Annotated in this window: 22 protein-coding genes; 20 read left to right on the plus strand and 2 right to left on the minus strand. The window is 69.4% G+C overall.

Annotated elements, in window-relative coordinates:
* On the plus strand, positions 1-690 hold the full coding sequence (gene trmD, locus ACMW4R_RS12805; RefSeq protein ID WP_418300098.1) for a tRNA (guanosine(37)-N1)-methyltransferase TrmD: 690 nt from the start codon (positions 1-3) through the stop codon (positions 688-690).
* Between the two features lie 59 nt (positions 691-749).
* On the opposite strand, the gene map is transcribed toward trmD, so the two are convergent.
* Entirely contained in the window at positions 750-1,532 is a 783-nt protein-coding gene (map, locus tag ACMW4R_RS12810) for a type I methionyl aminopeptidase (protein WP_058597685.1), read from the minus strand.
* 109 nt (positions 1,533-1,641) lie between these two features.
* On the opposite strand from map, the gene ACMW4R_RS12815 reads away from it, so the two are divergent.
* The 10 genes from ACMW4R_RS12815 (at position 1,642) to ACMW4R_RS12860 (ending at position 9,671) form a co-directional block, all read left to right on the plus strand.
* The gene (locus ACMW4R_RS12815; RefSeq protein WP_058597684.1) at positions 1,642-2,133 is read left to right on the plus strand and encodes a hypothetical protein; all 492 of its coding nucleotides are present in this window, start codon (positions 1,642-1,644) and stop codon (positions 2,131-2,133) included.
* A 160-nt stretch (positions 2,134-2,293) separates the two neighbouring features.
* A complete protein-coding gene (rplS, locus tag ACMW4R_RS12820; RefSeq protein ID WP_058597687.1) occupies positions 2,294-2,641 on the plus strand; it encodes a 50S ribosomal protein L19 in 348 nt (115 codons plus the stop codon).
* 143 nt (positions 2,642-2,784) lie between these two features.
* Positions 2,785-3,537 carry a signal peptidase I gene (gene lepB, locus ACMW4R_RS12825; RefSeq protein WP_058597683.1) on the plus strand — a complete coding sequence of 251 codons (753 nt, stop codon included), beginning with the start codon at positions 2,785-2,787 and terminating at the stop codon, positions 3,535-3,537.
* Between the two features lie 29 nt (positions 3,538-3,566).
* On the plus strand, positions 3,567-4,187 hold the full coding sequence (locus ACMW4R_RS12830; protein ID WP_058613045.1) for a ribonuclease HII: 621 nt from the start codon (positions 3,567-3,569) through the stop codon (positions 4,185-4,187).
* A 113-nt stretch (positions 4,188-4,300) separates the two neighbouring features.
* On the plus strand, positions 4,301-4,624 hold the full coding sequence (locus tag ACMW4R_RS12835; protein WP_013586353.1) for a DUF2469 family protein: 324 nt from the start codon (positions 4,301-4,303) through the stop codon (positions 4,622-4,624).
* 106 nt (positions 4,625-4,730) lie between these two features.
* Positions 4,731-5,093, plus strand: a complete 363-nt coding sequence (locus ACMW4R_RS12840) for a YraN family protein (protein ID WP_058613042.1) — start codon at positions 4,731-4,733, stop codon at positions 5,091-5,093.
* Positions 5,090-6,613, plus strand: coding sequence for a YifB family Mg chelatase-like AAA ATPase (locus tag ACMW4R_RS12845; protein ID WP_418300099.1), 1,524 nt, complete (start codon positions 5,090-5,092; stop codon positions 6,611-6,613). Before ACMW4R_RS12840 ends, ACMW4R_RS12845 begins: the two co-directional genes overlap by 4 nt.
* Positions 6,610-7,770, plus strand: a complete 1,161-nt coding sequence (gene dprA / locus ACMW4R_RS12850; protein WP_418300100.1) for a DNA-processing protein DprA — start codon at positions 6,610-6,612, stop codon at positions 7,768-7,770. The genes ACMW4R_RS12845 and dprA overlap by 4 nt, the downstream gene beginning before the upstream one ends.
* A 123-nt stretch (positions 7,771-7,893) precedes the next feature.
* Entirely contained in the window at positions 7,894-8,799 is a 906-nt protein-coding gene (locus ACMW4R_RS12855; protein WP_058613039.1) for a tyrosine recombinase XerC, read from the plus strand.
* A gap of 206 nt (positions 8,800-9,005) precedes the next feature.
* A complete protein-coding gene (locus tag ACMW4R_RS12860) occupies positions 9,006-9,671 on the plus strand; it encodes a DUF3060 domain-containing protein (protein ID WP_418300101.1) in 666 nt (221 codons plus the stop codon).
* Positions 9,672-9,691: 20 nt separating this feature from the next.
* On the opposite strand, the gene ACMW4R_RS12865 is transcribed toward ACMW4R_RS12860, so the two are convergent.
* Positions 9,692-10,192, minus strand: coding sequence for a murein hydrolase activator EnvC family protein (locus ACMW4R_RS12865; RefSeq protein ID WP_418300102.1), 501 nt, complete (start codon positions 10,190-10,192; stop codon positions 9,692-9,694).
* A 341-nt stretch (positions 10,193-10,533) separates the two neighbouring features.
* On the opposite strand from ACMW4R_RS12865, the gene rpsB reads away from it, so the two are divergent.
* The 9 genes from rpsB (at position 10,534) to ACMW4R_RS12910 (ending at position 17,275) form a co-directional block, all read left to right on the plus strand.
* Positions 10,534-11,427, plus strand: a complete 894-nt coding sequence (gene rpsB / locus ACMW4R_RS12870) for a 30S ribosomal protein S2 (protein ID WP_058596101.1) — start codon at positions 10,534-10,536, stop codon at positions 11,425-11,427.
* 143 nt (positions 11,428-11,570) lie between these two features.
* Entirely contained in the window at positions 11,571-12,398 is an 828-nt protein-coding gene (gene tsf / locus ACMW4R_RS12875) for a translation elongation factor Ts (RefSeq protein ID WP_058596100.1), read from the plus strand.
* 130 nt (positions 12,399-12,528) lie between these two features.
* Positions 12,529-13,248 (plus strand): UMP kinase, encoded by a 720-nt coding sequence (gene pyrH / locus ACMW4R_RS12880; RefSeq protein ID WP_275797029.1) that lies wholly within the window; start codon positions 12,529-12,531, stop codon positions 13,246-13,248.
* A 75-nt stretch (positions 13,249-13,323) separates the two neighbouring features.
* Positions 13,324-13,878, plus strand: a complete 555-nt coding sequence (gene frr, locus ACMW4R_RS12885; protein ID WP_058596098.1) for a ribosome recycling factor — start codon at positions 13,324-13,326, stop codon at positions 13,876-13,878.
* A gap of 5 nt (positions 13,879-13,883) precedes the next feature.
* Complete coding sequence (locus tag ACMW4R_RS12890) at positions 13,884-14,936, plus strand: phosphatidate cytidylyltransferase (protein ID WP_058596097.1); 1,053 nt, start codon at positions 13,884-13,886, stop codon at positions 14,934-14,936.
* Complete coding sequence (locus tag ACMW4R_RS12895; RefSeq protein ID WP_058596096.1) at positions 14,933-15,508, plus strand: DivIVA domain-containing protein; 576 nt, start codon at positions 14,933-14,935, stop codon at positions 15,506-15,508. The genes ACMW4R_RS12890 and ACMW4R_RS12895 overlap by 4 nt, the downstream gene beginning before the upstream one ends.
* 46 nt (positions 15,509-15,554) lie before the next feature.
* Positions 15,555-16,256 (plus strand): transglycosylase SLT domain-containing protein, encoded by a 702-nt coding sequence (locus ACMW4R_RS12900; protein WP_241490420.1) that lies wholly within the window; start codon positions 15,555-15,557, stop codon positions 16,254-16,256.
* A 9-nt stretch (positions 16,257-16,265) separates the two neighbouring features.
* The gene (locus ACMW4R_RS12905; RefSeq protein WP_058596095.1) at positions 16,266-16,553 is read left to right on the plus strand and encodes a hypothetical protein; all 288 of its coding nucleotides are present in this window, start codon (positions 16,266-16,268) and stop codon (positions 16,551-16,553) included.
* Positions 16,553-17,275, plus strand: a complete 723-nt coding sequence (locus tag ACMW4R_RS12910; protein ID WP_418300103.1) for an alpha/beta hydrolase — start codon at positions 16,553-16,555, stop codon at positions 17,273-17,275. The genes ACMW4R_RS12905 and ACMW4R_RS12910 overlap by 1 nt, the downstream gene beginning before the upstream one ends.
* The last annotated feature ends 5 nt before the right edge of the window (positions 17,276-17,280 follow it).

Here is a 17,280-nt window from a genome sequence, read left to right on the forward strand (position 1 = left end):
GTGCGTATCGACGTCGTCTCGATCTTCCCGACGATCTTCGACGCCCTCGAGGTGTCGCTCCTCGGGAAGGCGCGGACGACAGGTCTCCTCGACGTCCGGGTGCACGACCTCCGCGACTACACGCACGACCGCCATCGCACGGTCGACGACACTCCCTACGGCGGGGGAGCGGGCATGGTCATGAAGCCCGAACCGTGGGGCGAGGCCCTCGACGACGTCACGCGTGACGCCGCGTCCCGGCCCGTCATCATCTTCCCGTCGCCCGCCGGGGAGCGGTTCACGCAGGCGACCGCGCGCGAACTTTCCACGGCGTCGCACCTCGTCTTCGGCTGCGGTCGCTACGAGGGGATCGACGAGCGCGTGTTCGACTACGCCGCGGAGCTCGGCGACGTACGCCTCATATCGCTGGGCGACTACGTGTTGAACGGTGGCGAGGTCGCCGTCATGGCGATGGTCGAGGCCATCGGCCGTCTCATCCCCGGTGTCGTCGGCAATCCCGAGAGCCTCGTCGAGGAGTCGCACGAAGACGGACTCCTGGAGTACCCCTCGTTCACCAAGCCGGCCGTGTGGCGCGAGCGCGAGGTGCCGCCGGTCCTTCTCAGCGGCAACCACGGCGCGGTGGCGGCATGGCGGCGCGAGCAGCAGCTCGAGCGCACGCGGGAACGCCGACCCGACCTTCTCTCCGACTGAGATCTCGCACGGATGACGGATGCCGCGGCCTCGAGGCCGCGGCATCCGTCATCCGTCCGTCAGTCGACGCCGAGGAACGACCGGTCGGTGAGCACGATCGGTCCGTCGGCGGTGATCGCCACGGTGTGCTCCGAGTGCGCGCCGCGGGAACCGTCAGCGCTGCGGAGGGTCCAACCGTCCGGATCGGTCACGAGCTCGTCGGTCGTCTGGAGGAACCACGGCTCGAGCGCGACGACGAGGCCGGCGCGCAGGGGGTAACCCCGCCCGGCCTTGCCGTCGTTGGCGACGTGCGGGTCTCCGTGCATCGTGCGGCCGACGCCGTGACCGCCGAAGTCGGTGTTGATGCTGAGCCCCTCGGCGTGGGCGACGGCAGCGATCGCCGCGGAGATGTCGCCGATCTTGTGGCCGACGGTCGCCGCGTCGATCGCGGCGACCAGGGCGCGCTCGGTGGTGTCGATGAGAGCGAGGTCCTCGTCGCGGGGAGTGCCGACCACGAACGAGACGGCCGAGTCGGCGACCCATCCGTCGACGGATGCCGCGAAGTCGAGCGACACGAGGTCACCGTCGCGCAGCACGTAGTCGTGGGGGAGGCCGTGCAGCACCGCATCGTTGATCGAGGTGCACAGCACCTTTCCGAACGGGCTTGCCCCGAACGACGGGTGGTAGTCGATGTAGCAGGACTCCGCGCCGGCAGTCCGGATCATGTCGTGCGCGCGACGGTCGAGGTGGAGGAGATTGGTGCCCACCTTGGTCTCGTCGCGCAACGTCGCCAGCACCTCGGCGACGAATCGGCCGGCCGGCCGCATCGCCTCGATCTCGGCAGGGGTGCGCAGTTCGATCATCGGTGGTTCCCTTCGTCACCGACCATTCTCCCCGATCGGGACTGCCCCATCCGTCGCACGCCTTCCTCACTCATAGGCGCTGCACAGTGACGGTGCGTAGCCTCGCTCCATGGTGCTTCGCCGAGTGTTCCTCCGATGGCTGTTCCCCGCCGCCTTCGTCCTGCCGCTGTGGCTGTTCGTCGGGTGGATCGTGTTCGCCGGCGGAAGCGGGTGGGCGCTGCTCTGGTTGCTGATCGCGGCCCCGACCGTGTTCGTCTCGGAGATCCTCCTCTCGCTGCTGGTCCGAGCGCGGGCCAGCGTGAGGCTGTCCGGTGCCGCCGGCTGGCGCGACATCGCGGGGCTGGGGCTCTGGCACCTCGTCATCGTCGCGTTGGGGTTCTACGACGCGCGGCTGTTCTTCGCTCTGCTGGCTCTCAGCGTGGTCGGCGCGCTCGTACTCTTCTGGTCGTCGCTGTCGCAGCTGTGGAACGAAGCGCGCGGTTCGGTGACCGTTCTGCACGCGCAGGACGGCACAGCGTACATTCCCCCGACGTCCGAGCCGCCGCGCCCACGGACGGTCGGCGACGTGATCGTGGTGCCGGAGAACCGACCGGGGCACTGAGCCGGTTTGGTGCGGCTCGCGGGGCATGGCAGAATAGGCGTTTGTGCCCTGACCGGCTCTGCCTCAGGGGAGTCCCGCCGCATCCGCGGCCTCGGGCACGCCTCACCTTTTTCCCTCTTATCGTGCGATCGACCTGTGGCGGTCGCAGGAAGTGATGATCATGCAGATCCTCGACTCCGTCGACGCGGCTTCGCTCCGCTCCGACATCCCCGCCTTCGCTCCCGGTGACACCGTCAAGGTGCACGTCAACATCACCGAAGGCAACCGCTCGCGTATCCAGGTGTTCCAGGGCGTCGTCATCGGCCGCTCGGGCGACGGCGTGCGCGAGACCTTCTGCGTCCGCAAGGTCAGCTTCCAGGTCGGCGTCGAGCGCACCTTCCCGGTCCACAGCCCCGTGATCGACCACATCGAGGTCGTCACGCGCGGCGACGTGCGCCGCGCCAAGCTGTACTACCTGCGCAACCTGCGCGGCAAGAAGGCCAAGATCAAGGAGAAGCGCGACCGCTGAGTCGACTCTCTCGAACGCCCCGTGGCTCCGTCACGGGGCGTTCGGCGTTTTCATGGCCACGCCGTCCGGCGCAGGGCGTGCGATGTGCGACCCTTGTTGCTGCGGGTTCTCCGGTGTGCGGCGAGCCCGGTGAAGGATCTTGCATGAGCGACCAGACCGCGTCGACCCCGGATGCCATGGCATCCTCTTCTCCGGACCGTCGACGACGGGGATGGGGCGCCTTCCTGCGCGACATCGTCGTGATCATCCTGATCGCCCTGGTCGTCTCGTTCCTCGTCAAGACGTTCGTGGTGCGTTCGTTCTACATTCCCTCCGCGTCGATGAACAACACGCTGATCGAGCAGGACCGGATCCTCGTCGACGAGCTCACGCCGCGTTTCGGGCAGTACTCGCGCGGCGACGTGGTGGTCTTCCGCGATCCGGGTGGCTGGCTGCCGGTGAACACCGAACCCGCGCGTCCGCCGCTCGAAGAGGGCGCGGATTGGGTGCTGTCGCTCTTCGGCCTGTCAGCGCCCGACAGCGATGACCACCTCATCAAGCGTGTCATCGGAACGCCCGGTGACCATGTCGTCTGCTGCAACGCCCTGGGGCAGACCTCGGTCAACGGCGTCCCCCTCGACGAGCCGTACGTGAAGCTCGCTCCCGGCGCCACGGCCCCCAATCCTGTTCCGTACGACATCACCGTTCCCCCCGGTTCGCTGTGGGTGCTCGGCGACAACCGGAACAGCTCGAAAGACTCCCGCTTCAACCAGGACCAGCCCGGACAGGGGTTCGTGCCGATCGACAACGTGGTCGGACGTGCCTTCCTGATCACCTGGCCGTTCTCGCGCTTCGGGCTCATCGACTTCCACCACAACGTCTTCGCGGGGGTGCCCGCCCCGGAGGCCACCCCGTGATCGAACCCACGCTGACGCTCGAACGGCGCATGCTCAAAGAGCACGCGCTGATCATCGCGTGCGACGAGGTCGGACGCGGAGCGCTCGCGGGGCCGGTGGCTGTGGGCGCGGCCGTGATCGATCCCGCGCGATCGCGCAAGCGCGTCCCGGCCGGGTTGCGCGATTCGAAGCTCGTGCCGGAGGCGCGCCGGCCCGAGGTGGCTGCCCGCGCGGCGGCGTTCGTGCAGCACAGTGCCGTCGGGTGGGCAAGCTCGGACGAGATCGATGAGATCGGCATCATCCGCGCCCTCGGGCTCGCCGCCATCCGGGCGATAGCCGACCTTCGCGCGCACGGTGTCGTCCCCGAAGACGCGCTGGTCATCCTCGATGGGAACCACGACTACATCACCCCGGCGGGGGAGCGCGGTCTGCACGTCCAGCCCATCGTCAAGGCCGACCGTGACTGCGCGAGCGCCGCTGCGGCATCCGTCATCGCCAAGGTCGCCCGCGACACCGTCATGACCTACCTGCACGACGATCTGCCGGCGTACGGCTGGGCGCGGAACAAGGGCTACGCGAGCCTCGATCACCGCGAGGCGATCTCGGCGCACGGCATGAGCGTGCATCATCGCCACTCTTGGGCGATCGCCGCAGCGCCGACGCTGTTCTGACGGCTCCTCGTCCGGGACGAGGCGGGCGCAGACGCCGGATGCGAGTGAGGACGCGCCCGGGGCGTCGACGCCGTGCGACCTCCGCGACCATGCGCGCCTAGGATGGAGAGACCATGGATGACGACGTCTTCGAGGACTACGACCGCGAACTCGAACTGGCCCTGTACCGCGAGTATCGCGACGTCGTGCAGCAGTTCCAGTACGTGATCGAGACCGAACGCCGGTTCTATCTGGCCAACGATGTCAACGTCGTCCGCCGCGACACCGAGCACGACTTCTACTTCGAGATCTCGATGTCGGACGTCTGGGTGTGGGACATCTACCGGGCCGACAGGTTTGTGAAGTCCGTGCGGGTGTTGACGTTCAAGGACGTGAACGTCGAGGAGCTCTCGCGTCGCGACTTCCAGCTGCCCGAAGAGCTCTCGCTCGACAACTGAGGATCGCGGTCGGGCTTTCCTCCCCAATCCGGTGAATTGCTGACTCCTCCACGGAAGGCGTCTTTGCTCGCTAACCTGACCGCCCGGGGCTGTCACGCTCTCGGACATGGCAGCGAAAGACGAACTCGGACGAGCCGGAGAGAACCGCGCCGTCGCTCACCTCAGCAGCAGCGGCTACCTCATCCTCGATCGCAACTGGCGATGTCCGCAGGGCGAGATCGACATCGTCGCGGATCACCACGGGGCGCTCGTGGTCATCGAGGTCAAGACGCGCACGAGTGAGGCGTACGGTCACCCTTTCGACGCCATCGACGCGCGCAAGGCCGCTCGACTCTGGCGTCTCGCGATGGCCTGGATCGCGGAACACCCCGCGGAGGCACGCGGGCGCCGATTGCGGCTCGACGCGATCGCTCTGACGGGACCCGACCCCTCGACCGCGCGGCTCGAGCACCTCGAGGACGCCTTGTGACCGTCGCCCGTACCTGGGCGGTGGCTCTGTCGGGCCTCCGGGGCGACCTCGTCGATGTCGAAGCCGATCTGTCGCAGCAGACCCCGGAGTTCTCGATCATCGGTCTTCCCGATAAGGCGTTGGGAGAGGCGGGTCGCCGGGTCCGCAACGCGTGTGCGAACCGCGGACTCGACCTTCCCAAGCGTCGGATCACCGTCAACCTCTCCCCGGCCAGCCTGCCCAAGCGCGGCTCGGGTTTCGACGTCGCCATCGCGGTGGCCGCGCTCGCGACGACGGGATCGATGGATGCCGCCCGCGTCGCCGCGACCGTGCACATCGGAGAGCTCGGGCTCGACGGGCGTCTCCGCCCGGTGCCCGGCGTCCTCCCCTCGGTGGTCGCCGCCCAGAGGGCCGGTCATCGGCGCGTGGTGGTCCCGGCCGCGAACGCAGGCGAGGCGGAGCTCGTCGACGGAATGGAGGTCTGCGCCGCCGGCTGTCTCGCCGAGGTCGTGCGGTGGCACGGCGGTTCGTGCGACGCCGGAGAGCTCGAGCCGGTGCTCCCTGCGGTGCCACCCGCCCACGACGCTCCGCCACTCGAGCTTGCCGACGTCGTCGGACAGACCGATGCGGTGGACGCGCTGGTGGTCGCCGCCGCCGGTGGGCACCACATGTTGATGAGCGGTCCGCCCGGCGCAGGCAAGACCATGCTGGCGCGCAGACTCCCGGGCATCCTTCCCGACCTGGACGACCAGGCAGCCCTGTCGGTGGCCTCCGTTCGCTCGCTCTCAGGGGAGACCGTGGTGCGGCTGTCCCGGACCCCGCCGTTCGAGAGCCCCCACCATGGCGCGAGCGCTGCGGCGCTGATCGGAGGCGGTTCCGGAATCGTGCGTCCGGGTGCCATCGCCCGCGCGAGCGAGGGCGTGCTGTTCCTCGACGAGGGCGGAGAGTTCCCCGCCTCCGTCCTCGATGCCCTGCGCCAGCCGCTCGAGAGCGGCGAGATTCACCTGCATCGCTCGGGCGTCGCCGCGACCTATCCCGCGCGATTCCAACTCGTGATCGCGACCAATCCCTGCCCGTGCGGGCAGTACGGCGTTCCCGGCGGCTCCTGCGAGTGCGCGCCTCAGGCGATCCGTCGGTATACGCGCCGCCTCTCCGGTCCGCTGCTCGATCGGATCGACATCGATCTGCGCCTCCAACGGGTGTCCGCCGCGCGACGCGGTACCGAGAACGCGACCATCACGACTCGTGAGGCGAGGGCCATCGTCGCCGAAGCGCGGGAGCGCGCGGCCCGACGCTGGGCGGACACCCCCTGGTCGCGGAACGCGGACGCTCCCGGGACGTGGCTGAGAGGGCCCGCGTCTCCATCCGTCGACGTCCTCCGTCCTCTGGACACCGCGCTGCGACGCGGCGCGCTGACCCTGCGCGGGTACGACCGCCTGCTCCGCGTCGCGTGGACCGTCGCCGACATCGCTGGCCACGACGCGATCACGGTGGACGACATCGGGCGGGCGCTGTATCTCCGGCGGGGGATGAGCGCGTGAGCCTGCCCGATCTGTCTCCCGATGCAGCTCGGGCTGCGCTCACCGGCATCTCGGGTGTGGTGGCCGGGATGGAAGCCGAGGCATATGCACGCACGATCTGGAACGTCATCGCCGAGCCGGGAGACGGCGCAGCGGGGGCGCTGATCGCCGCCGTCGGCGCCGTGGAGGCTCTGGGGACGGCCGCGACGCCGACGGACGACGAGTGGACGGCGGCCCGCGCGCGGTGGTCGCCGAGGTTGCGCCCCGCGGCCGTCCGATCCGCTCTCGACGGCGCTCGACGAGCGGGGGCCCGACTGGTGGTGCCCGGCGATCCCGACTGGCCGTCGCGTGTCGACGACCTCGGCTTCCACGCTCCCGTCGCACTGTGGGTGCGGGGGAGCGTCGGAGACCCCCTCGCACCGGCCGTGTCGATCGTGGGTGCGCGCGCGGCGACGCCGTACGGCGAGGGCGTGACCGCCGACCTCGCCGCTGAACTCGGTGAATCCGGGGTCACGATCATCTCGGGGGCGGCCTACGGGATCGATGGGGCCGCTCATCGGGCGGCGCTGTCGGCGGGCGCGACGACGGTCGCCTTCCTCGCGGGGGGAGTGGATCGGGCGTACCCGCGTGGGCACGAAGGGCTGCTCGAACGGATCGCCGTATCCGGCGCGGTCTGGAGCGAGACCCCGTGCGGATCGAGCCCCACGAAATGGAGGTTCCTCGCACGAAATCGCCTCATCGCCGCGATGGCGGACGCCGTGGTCGTGGTGGAGGCCGGGTGGAGGAGTGGCTCACTGAACACCGCGGCGCACGCGGCGACTCTCGGCCGAGCGTTGGGGGCGGTTCCGGGGCCCGTCACCTCGGCGGCATCCGCGGGGTGCCATCGCATCCTGCGGGAGTACGGCGGCGTGTGCGTGACCTCGGCGGAGGATGTTCGCGAGATGCTCGGCGACGTGTCGACGACACAGGTTCCCGCGGAGTCTCCTGACGAGGAGCGGACGGACGAGACGACTCGCATTTTCGACGCGCTCTCCACGCGCGTCGGTCGGCGGACAGACGACATCGCGCGCCGCAGCGGGCTCTCGGTGACTGAGGCGCAGACTCACCTCGGACTCGCCGAGCTCGAGGGACGGGTGGTGCGGGATGACGACGGAGGCTGGCGTGCGATGCGCGAGTGACGGAAGTCCGTGCGGCGTCGGGGTGCACTTCCCCACGACGCGGGCTGCCGGGAATCACCGTTCGACGAGGAGTCAGCGCGCGCCCTGTCACCCCTCGCCGCCCGACGGGGGCAATCTGGACTCATGCGCTCTTCCGTCGCCGCCGAGGCGTTCCTGTCGCACCTTGCGACCGTGCGCCGACTTTCGCCGGCCACCGTTCGCGCGTACCGATCCGACCTCGCAGACCTGGTGCGCTCGACGAGCGACCCTGAGCTGGCAGACCTCGACATCGAGAGGCTCCGCGAATGGCAGTGGCAGGCGACGACCGCCGGCCTGTCCAAAGCAACCGCCGCTCGACGGACGTCGTCCGTCCGTGCCTTCTTCTCGTGGGCGCGAGACGAGGGCCTCATCGACTCCGACCCGTCGGCCCGCCTCGTCGCCCCAAAACGGGGGCGGACGCTGCCCGTCGTCGCGACGAGCTCGGCTCTCGACGAGGTTCTCGCGAGTGCCGCAACCCGCGCGGAGACCGGCGACCCCCTCGAGCTTCGCGATCACGCCGTCCTGGAGATGCTGTACGGGTCTGGCGCGCGCGTGTCGGAGCTGTGCGGACTCGACCTCGATGACGTGGACCGTGACAATCGCACCCTCCGCCTGCGCGGCAAGGGAGACAAAGAGCGAGTCGTTCCGTACGGCCTCCCCGCCGCGCGCGCACTGGATGCCTACCTCGTGCGCGGACGGCCCGTCTTGAGCGCGCGCGACGATGGCGGGGCCGGACGCGCCGTGTTCATCGGTGCGAGGGGCGCGCGGCTCGGCCCGCGTGCTGTCCATGCGCTCGTGTCACGGGTCGTCGGCCCCGCGGTGGGAGCCGAGGCTCTCGGCCCGCACGCCTTGAGGCATTCCGCGGCCACCCACCTTCTCGACGGCGGTGCAGATCTGCGGACCGTGCAGGAGATCCTCGGGCACGCGAGTCTCGGGACGACGCAGATCTACACCCACGTCTCGGGTGAGCGACTACGCGAGGCCTACCGGCTCGCGCACCCGCGCGCCTGAACTTCCGGCGAGTTCTTGCCGCGCGCCGCGTGATGCGCCGCGGGCTCGCGTCCTGTCTGCGCTCACCGTCAGGCGAGCGCGTGCGGCCTGCCCATCGACCCGTGTCCGTCACGTGCCGCATCAGCTGGGACGGCCGAGACCGGCGTGGAACTCGCAGAGGTCGGGACAGCTAGCGCCCGCCCCACCGCCAGCCGTACCGTGGAAGAGTGAATCGACGGGGACGTGCGCGAAGCGTCGCGCTGGGGGCAGGGGTTCTCGTCGCGCTGCTCACGGGCTGCGCGCTCGCGCCGCAACCGACCATCACTCGCCTGCCCCCGGGGATGGGCGAGGGCGCGGCACAGCCCACGGTGACCGTTCCGTCGCCGTCGGTGGTCCCCGCGAGCCCGTCGTTCGCTGCGTCGACCCCGGCGCCCGCGGAATCCGCGTCCTCGAACAACGGAAGCGGTAACGGCGACACGGGTAACGGCGGCACGGCGGACGGCGAGGGTGTGACCTGTGCCGAGGGAGAGTCCGCATCGATCTCGGGGAGCGAGAAGACCGTGCGCGTCGAGGGGTCGTGCGCCGCGCTGTCGGTCTCGGGAAGCGCGCTGACCGTCGATGCGACGGCTGCGCGTATCGGCTCCCTCGTGATCGCGGGGGACCGCGTCCGGGTGGACGCCGCTGAGATCGGCACGGTCTCGGTGCAGGGCAACGACGGTGCGATCAGTTCAGCGGGGACGATCGGCAGCGTCGATCTGAGCGGCGACAGAACCCGGGTCACCGCGGTGGGCGCGATCTCGTCCGTCGCGGTCCGCGGTCAGAACAACGCCGTGACCGCCGGCGGGGGCGTCGGCGATCGCGTGGTCGAAGGTCGCGACAACCAGATCGGTTGAGGCGATCTCCGCGTCGGCCTTCAGCAGCACGGCAGGAGCACCGCCCGCGGGACACCCCCCAGGAGCCGCAGCGGGTTGATGTACTCCCCGTCGAGCCGCACACCGAAGTGCACCGTCCCCGGCCCGGTGTGCCCACCCGTCGCGACCCCGCCCACCGGCGATCCCCGCGAGACGGCGTCTCCGACAGCCAGCTCCGTCGTGACGGGTTCGAGAGTCGTCACCAGACCGTCGCCGTGGTCGATCGTGACGACGGGCCGACCCGCGACCATCCCGGCGAACGCGACGCGGCCGGCGGCTGGTGCTCGAACGGGTGAGTCCGCCGCGAGGTCCACACCGCGATGACCCGGTCCGTATGCGTGGGCGGGTGCCTCGTAACGTCGGATGAGCTGCACCTCGTCGACCGGCCAGACCCAGCCGCGCTGCGCCAGATCATCCGTCGCGGAGACCGAAGCCGCTGGACACATCACGGATACGACGATCGCGACCGCCGCGGAGACCGATTGGAGAGGTGAACGCCACATGGGATCAGTGTCGCCGGGGCGTCGGGTGTCGATGGCGCGGAGACCGGGGAATGGGGACGAATCGACGAAACACGCCGTGGGGGAGGAGTTGCCAGGGCGAGCGGTCGCCGATGCCCGTCCTGTACACTGGCAGACGCATCTCGTGTATTCGGGATGACTCCGCGTGCCCAGAGCGCAGCGCGCCGTCCTCCGGGACAGCGCATCGCGTGGCATCCACACCCCATGGTCCTCCGCTTCGGCGGTTGGCGGGTGTGCGCCGGGCACCAGGCTCGTCGGACGACTCGTCCGGCGCGATCAACCACAACCACGGCGCGAGAGCGCCCAGAAACAGGAGTACGACCATGGCCGTCGTCACCATCCGCCAGCTGCTCGACAGCGGCGTTCACTTCGGACACCAGACCCGCCGGTGGAACCCGAAGGTGAAGCGCTTCATTCTGACCGAGCGTTCCGGCATCCACATCATCGACCTGCAGCAGTCGCTCGGGTACATCGACAAGGCGTACGAGTTCGTCAAGGAGACGGTCGCGCACGGCGGCACCATCCTCTTCGTCGGCACCAAGAAGCAGGCGCAGGAAGTCCTCGCCGAGCAGGCGACCCGCGTGGGCCAGCCCTACGTCAACCAGCGTTGGCTCGGTGGCCTCCTCACCAACTTCCAGACGGTGTCGAAGCGCCTCGCCCGGATGAAGGAGCTCGAGGAGCTCGACTACGAGAACCCGGCGGAGAGCGGCTTCACCAAGAAGGAGCTCCTCCTCAAGAAGCGTGAGCTCGACAAGCTGCACAAGTCGCTCGGCGGTATCCGCAACCTGCAGAAGACCCCCTCGGCCATCTGGGTCGTCGACGCCAAGCGCGAGCACCTCGCGGTCGACGAGGCCAAGAAGCTCGGCATCCCCGTGATCGGCATCCTCGACACGAACGCCGACCCCGACGAGTTCCAGTACCCGATCCCCGGTAACGACGACGCGATCCGCTCGGTGAGCCTGCTCACGCGCATCATCGCCGACGCCGCGGCCGAGGGCCTGATCCAGCGTCACCAGCCCGCCGGTGAGGACGAGGCCGCCGAGCCCCTCGCCGAGTGGGAGCGCGAGCTGCTCGAGACCAACGCCGAGACCACCGAGGCCGCGACCGAGTCGGCTGCCGACGAGGCCGGTGCCGAGGCTCACGACGAGACCGTCGCCGCCGAGGCGGGCGAGTCCGCCGCCGAGGTCGCCGACGCCGAGGCCACCGACAGCAAGTAAGCAGCGCGACGTCCGCACCACCGCGACGTCACCCGCACAGGCTACGATCCGGCGGGGTCGTGACCGCACCTCCTCGTGAGGTGCGGCGCCACGGCCCCGCCGAGCTCTTATCAAGAACGCATACGACAAGGAGACGCCACACCATGGCAAACTTCACGATCGCCGACATCAAGGCGCTGCGCGAGCAGCTCGGCACCGGCATGGTCGACACCAAGAAGGCTCTCGAAGAGGCCGACGGCGACGTCGAGAAGGCCGTCGAGATCCTGCGCCTCAAGGGTGCGAAGGGCAACGCCAAGCGCGCCGACCGCTCCACGAGCGAAGGCCTCGTCGTCGCTCGCGAGAACGACGGTTCCGTGACGCTGCTCGAGCTCGCCTGCGAGACCGACTTCGTCGCCAAGAACGAGCGCTTCATCGCCCTGGCCGAGAAGGTCGTCGACGCCGCAGCCGCTGCCGGCGCTGACTCCGTCGAGGCGGCCCTCGCCGCCGACGCCGGCGGTCAGAGCGTCGAGCAGCTCATCTCCGACGAAGCCGCGATCATCGGCGAGAAGGTCGAACTGCGTCGCGTGCGCACCATCTCGGGCGACAAGTTCGAGGTCTACCTGCACAAGACCAGCAAGGACCTTCCCCCGCAGGTCGGCGTCGTGCTCGCCTACACCGGTGACGACGCTGAGACGGCTCGCTCCATCGCGCAGCACATCTCGTTCGCGAACCCCTCGTACCTCACTCGCGATGCCGTGCCCGAGGCCGACGTCGAGAAGGAGCGCGAGATCGTCACCGAGATCTCGCGCAACGAGGGCAAGCCCGAGGCTGCCCTGCCGAAGATCGTCGAAGGCCGTGTCAACGCCTTCTTCAAGCAGGTCGCCCTGCTCGACCAGGACTACGCGAAGGACAACAAGCTGTCCGTCGCCAAGGTCGCGTCCGACGCCGGTCTGACGCTGACCGACTTCGCGCGCTTCAAGGTCGGCGCCTAACACCTCGACAGGCTGACGGCCCGTCACAAGGCCCGGGATGCCATGGCATCCCGGGCCTTTTTCCTGCGCGCGCGACGTTTCGACTCCGCCGCCAGGCAGATAGTTTGGATGGAACGAGAGGACATGACACGTGATCGATGAAGCGACCAAGCGCCGCCGGGTGCTCCTGAAGCTGTCGGGTGAGGCATTCGGCGGAGGCCAGCTCGGGGTCAACCCCGACGTGGTCAGCCAGATCGCACGAGAGATCGCCGAGGCGGTCGATCGTGTCGAGATCGCGATCGTCGTGGGCGGGGGGAACTTCTTCCGCGGCGCGGAGCTCAGCCAGCGCGGCATGGACCGCGGCCGTGCCGACTACATGGGAATGCTCGGGACCGTGATGAACGCCCTCGCCCTCCAGGACTTCCTCGAGCAGGCGGGTGCCGCCACACGCGTGCAGTCCGCCATCTCGATGACGCAGGTCGCGGAGCCCTACATCCCGCGCCGCGCCGTGCGCCATCTCGAGAAGGGGCGCGTCGTGATCTTCGGAGCCGGTGCGGGCCTTCCGTACTTCTCCACCGACACCGTCGCGGCGCAGCGCGCGCTCGAGATCGGTGCGGTCGAGGTCCTGGTGGCCAAGAACGGTGTCGACGGCGTCTACACAGCCGACCCGCGCCTCGATCCGTCTGCGACGAAGCTCGACCACCTGACGTACAACGACGCGCTCCAGAAGGGCCTGAAGGTCGTGGACTCGACGGCGTTCAGCCTGTGCATGGACAACGGTATCGACATGCGCGTGTTCGGAATGGAGCCCGAGGGCAACGTCACGCGCGCGCTCCTCGGCGAGACGATGGGAACGCTCGTCACCGCGTGAACCGCCGCGTGGGCCCGGGGTGCCGGGCCTACGCGCGACTAGACTGAGACGTCAGTCCCAACGAATGGAGTCACCGTGATCGCCGATGTCCTCGCCGATGCCGGAACGCGCATGGATCGCGCCGTGGAGGCCGCCAAGGAGGACTTCGCGACCGTCCGCACCGGGCGCGCGAACCCCCAGATGTTCCAGAAGGTCCTGGTCGACTACTACGGGTCGCCGACCCCGCTCGCACAGCTCGCCTCGCTGAACAACCCCGAGGCGCGCACGCTCGTCATCAACCCGTACGACAAGTCGGCGCTGAAGGCGATCGAGCAGGCGATCCGCGACATGCCGAACCTGGGCGTGAACCCCACGAACGACGGCAACATCGTTCGCATCACGATGCCCGAGCTCACCGAGGAGCGCCGCAAAGAGTACGTCAAGCTCGTCCGCGGCAAGGGCGAAGACGCGAAGGTCCAGATCCGCAACCTGCGCCGCAAGGCGAAGGACGACCTCGATGCCCTCAAGAGCGATGTCGGCGAAGACGAACTCGTCCGTGCCGAGAAAGAGCTCGACGGCGTGACGCGCGCGCACGTCGACCAGATCGACGAGGCCCTCAAGCGCAAAGAGGCCGAACTCCTCGAGGTCTGACGTCGATGACCGATGAGTCCGAACGCGACGACGCCGAGCCGCACACCGGTGCGGCCGGTCGTCGTCGTGCCGACGGACCGCGCCGATTGCCCGCCACCGGCGAAGGCGTGACGGCGATCGAATCGCAGTTGCGCGCGATGCGATCGGATGCCGAGCAGCACATCGCGCAGGCCCGCGCCGAGTTCGATCAGGCCAACGAGCGGATCAAGCAGCGCACGGGCCGCGACCTGATCCTCGCAACCCTCATCGGCGTTTTGATCGGGGCGGTCGTCATCGCGTCGCTGATCTTCTTCAAGTGGCTGTTCGTCCTCTTCGCTGCGGCGGCCGTGGGGCTGGCGATCTTCGAGTTCTCGCGCGCCCTCCAGGCATCCGGCCGACGCGTCGACATCGGCCCGCAGCTCGGGCTCGGTCTCCTGCTCCTGCTGAGCGGATTCTTCGCCGGACTGTGGGTGCACTGGGTCGCTGCGCTGGCTGCGGTCGTGATCGTCATCGTCTGGCGTCTGGTCGGTCAGATGTTCGCTCGCGACGGCCGGACGCGCGCCGCCGTCCTCGGCGATGTCCTCGTGGCGGGATTCATCCAGCTCTACCTCCCGTTCCTCGGTAGTTTCGCGACGATCCTGCTCTCGGAGGATCGGGGCGAGTGGTGGGTCCTCGCTTTCCTCATCGTGGCCGTCGTCTCCGACACCGGCGCCTATGTCTCGGGCTTGACCTTCGGGCGCGGCGGACGCCATCCGATGGCGCCGCGCATCAGCCCCAAGAAGACCTGGGAAGGCTTCGCGGGGGCGTTCGTCGCCGCTCTGGTCGCCGGTGTCCTCCTCGCGGCGTTCATGCTCCACATCCCGTGGTGGGCCGGGTTGATCTTCGGCGCCGTCGTGCTGGCGACCGCGACCGTCGGCGACCTCGGCGAGTCGATGGTCAAGCGCGACCTCGGCATCAAGGACATGAGCTCGTGGCTGCCGGGCCACGGGGGAGTCCTCGACCGCCTCGACTCGATCCTGTTGTCGGCGATCGCCGCCCTCGCGATGTTCTATCTGCTCGCCCCGCTGGGAGTGTCATGACCGAATCGACGACCGAAGACCGCCGCACGAGCACCCCGTTCCCGGACGCCCCCGGCCGGACGAAAGGGTACGAGAAGCGAGCCGTCGACCAGTTCCTCGCCCGCGCACGGGATGCCTTCGAGTCCGACGCGGAGGGCACTCTGCGCTCGACGGAAGTGCGTGCAACAGCGTTCCCTCTCGTCCGCGGCGGCTACGCCATCGCACCGGTCGACGCTGCGCTCGGACGGGTCGAAGACGCCTTCGCCGCGCGCGAGCGCGAACACGCGCTGTCTCGTCTCGGTGCCCGGGCCTGGGTCGCGGAGACCCGCGATACCGCACAAGTCGTCCTCGACAGGCTTCAGCGGCCGAGCGGGCACCGGTTCGATCGCGTCGGCTTCATGCGGTACGGCTACCGTGTCGAAGAGGTCGACGTGGCCGCCGACCGCATCGCCCGATACCTCGCCACGGGCGACCCGATCACCGCCGAGCAGGTGCGTTCGGTGGCGTTCCGCATGGAGCGCGGCGGTTATCGGGAGCAGCAGGTGGATGCCGTTCTCGACGCGGTCGTCGAAGTGATGCTCGCGATCGGTTGATCCACACGTCGCCGCCCTTGCATCGCATCGGTAGACTCGAGGAACTGTGACTTCCGGATCCGACCTCACACGTGCGTCTTCGCGCCACGTCTCGCGCCGTGGCGCGAACTCGGCCGACGTCATTCCCCCCGCCCTCCCTCGCCGCGGCGCCCCTCGGTGGTCTCGCCGCCGTGGTGTGGTCGGGGTGTTCGCCGGCTGCGCCGCGCTTCTCTTCGCGGCGGCCTACGTCGGACCCATGGGGGCCGTGATCTCGAGCGCGAAGGCCGAGGAGCCGAAGACGGTCACGCTGTTCGCCGAGGGGCTGAGCGACACGCAGGTCGTGGCCACCTCGGGCGAGCGCGAATCTCCGCAGCTCGACCGCGCGAGCTACAACGTCTACGTCAAGCCGAAGCCGACGCCGACACCCACTCCCTCCCCGGCAGACCAGGGGTCGTCGGGTGGCGGGGGTGGCCCGCTGTTCTACACAGGCGGCGGTGCGCCCGCCGAGTGGATGGCGGCCGCCGGCATCGCCGAGTCCGACATGGGCTACGTCGACTACATCGTCAGCCGCGAGAGCGGCTGGAACCCGAACGCGACCAACCGCTCGTCGGGAGCGTGTGGGCTCGTGCAAGCGCTGCCGTGCAGCAAGGTTCCCGGCAACGGGTACGACCCTGTCGACAACCTGCGGTGGGCCACCGGGTACGCGACGGGCCGATACGGCAGCTGGGCCGGTGCGTACGCGTTCTGGACCAGCAACCACTGGTGGTGAGTGGCATCCATGCCCCGCTCACGCAAGCGCCGCCCGGATTCCCGCCGCGGCGATGACTCGCTCGATCGGTTGATCGCCGGCTGGAAGCGCAACGAGGTCAAGCGCGGCATCGAGTGGACCGTGCAGCCGATATCCGCCCCTCAGGCGCAGAAGGAGTATCGCTGTCCGGGGTGCGGTCGGGCTGTCGAGCCGGGCGTCGCGCACGTGGTCGTGTGGCGCGCGGACGGCGTTCTCGGCGACGCGGCCGACCTGGCCGCGCGTCGCCACTGGCACACACCCTGTTGGAGGATTGCCTGATGGAGATTCGCGGACCCGTCCTGCTTCCGGCGCGACGAGAAGACATCGATCTGCAGACCGTCGACGGTCTGACCCTGGTCGGTGAGCTCGCCCTTCCGGCCGAGCGCGAGCCGGTCGCGACGCTCGTCACCCTGCACCCCCTGCCCACCGCGGGTGGGTTCATGGACTCGCACATCCTGCGCAAGGCGGCCGGCCGCCTCCCTGCCCTGGCAGATCTCGCCGTGCTGCGCTTCAACACACGGGGGACGACTTCGCCTCGCGGTACGAGCGAGGGCTCTTTCGACGGAGGAGCGGCCGAGGCTTTCGACGTCGCCGCGGCCATGGATGTCGTCCGGGAGCGCGGGCTGCCGCGCCCCTGGCTCGTCGGTTGGTCGTTCGGCACGGAGCTCGCGTTGAAGTACGGACGCGACCACGACATCGAAGGCGTTATCCTGCTCTCTCCGCCCCTGCACCGCGCCACCGCCGACGAGGTCGCGGCGTGGGGCCAGGATCGTCGTCGCGTCGTCGTGCTCGTGCCGGAGTTCGACGACTACCTGCGCCCCGACGAGGCTCGCGAGCGATTCGCGTCCATCCCGCACGCGACGCTCATCGCGGTGGACGGGGGCAAGCACCTCTGGGTCGGAGAGACGCAGACCCGCCGTGTCTTGACCGAGATCGTCGCCGCGGTGAACCCCGACGCGTTGCCGCTCGCCGTCGAGTGGGACGACGACGTCGCGGACTGACTCTC

It is taken from the genome of Microbacterium sp. S1037 (genome assembly GCF_048381605.1).
Classification (GTDB): domain Bacteria; phylum Actinomycetota; class Actinomycetes; order Actinomycetales; family Microbacteriaceae; genus Microbacterium; species Microbacterium testaceum_B.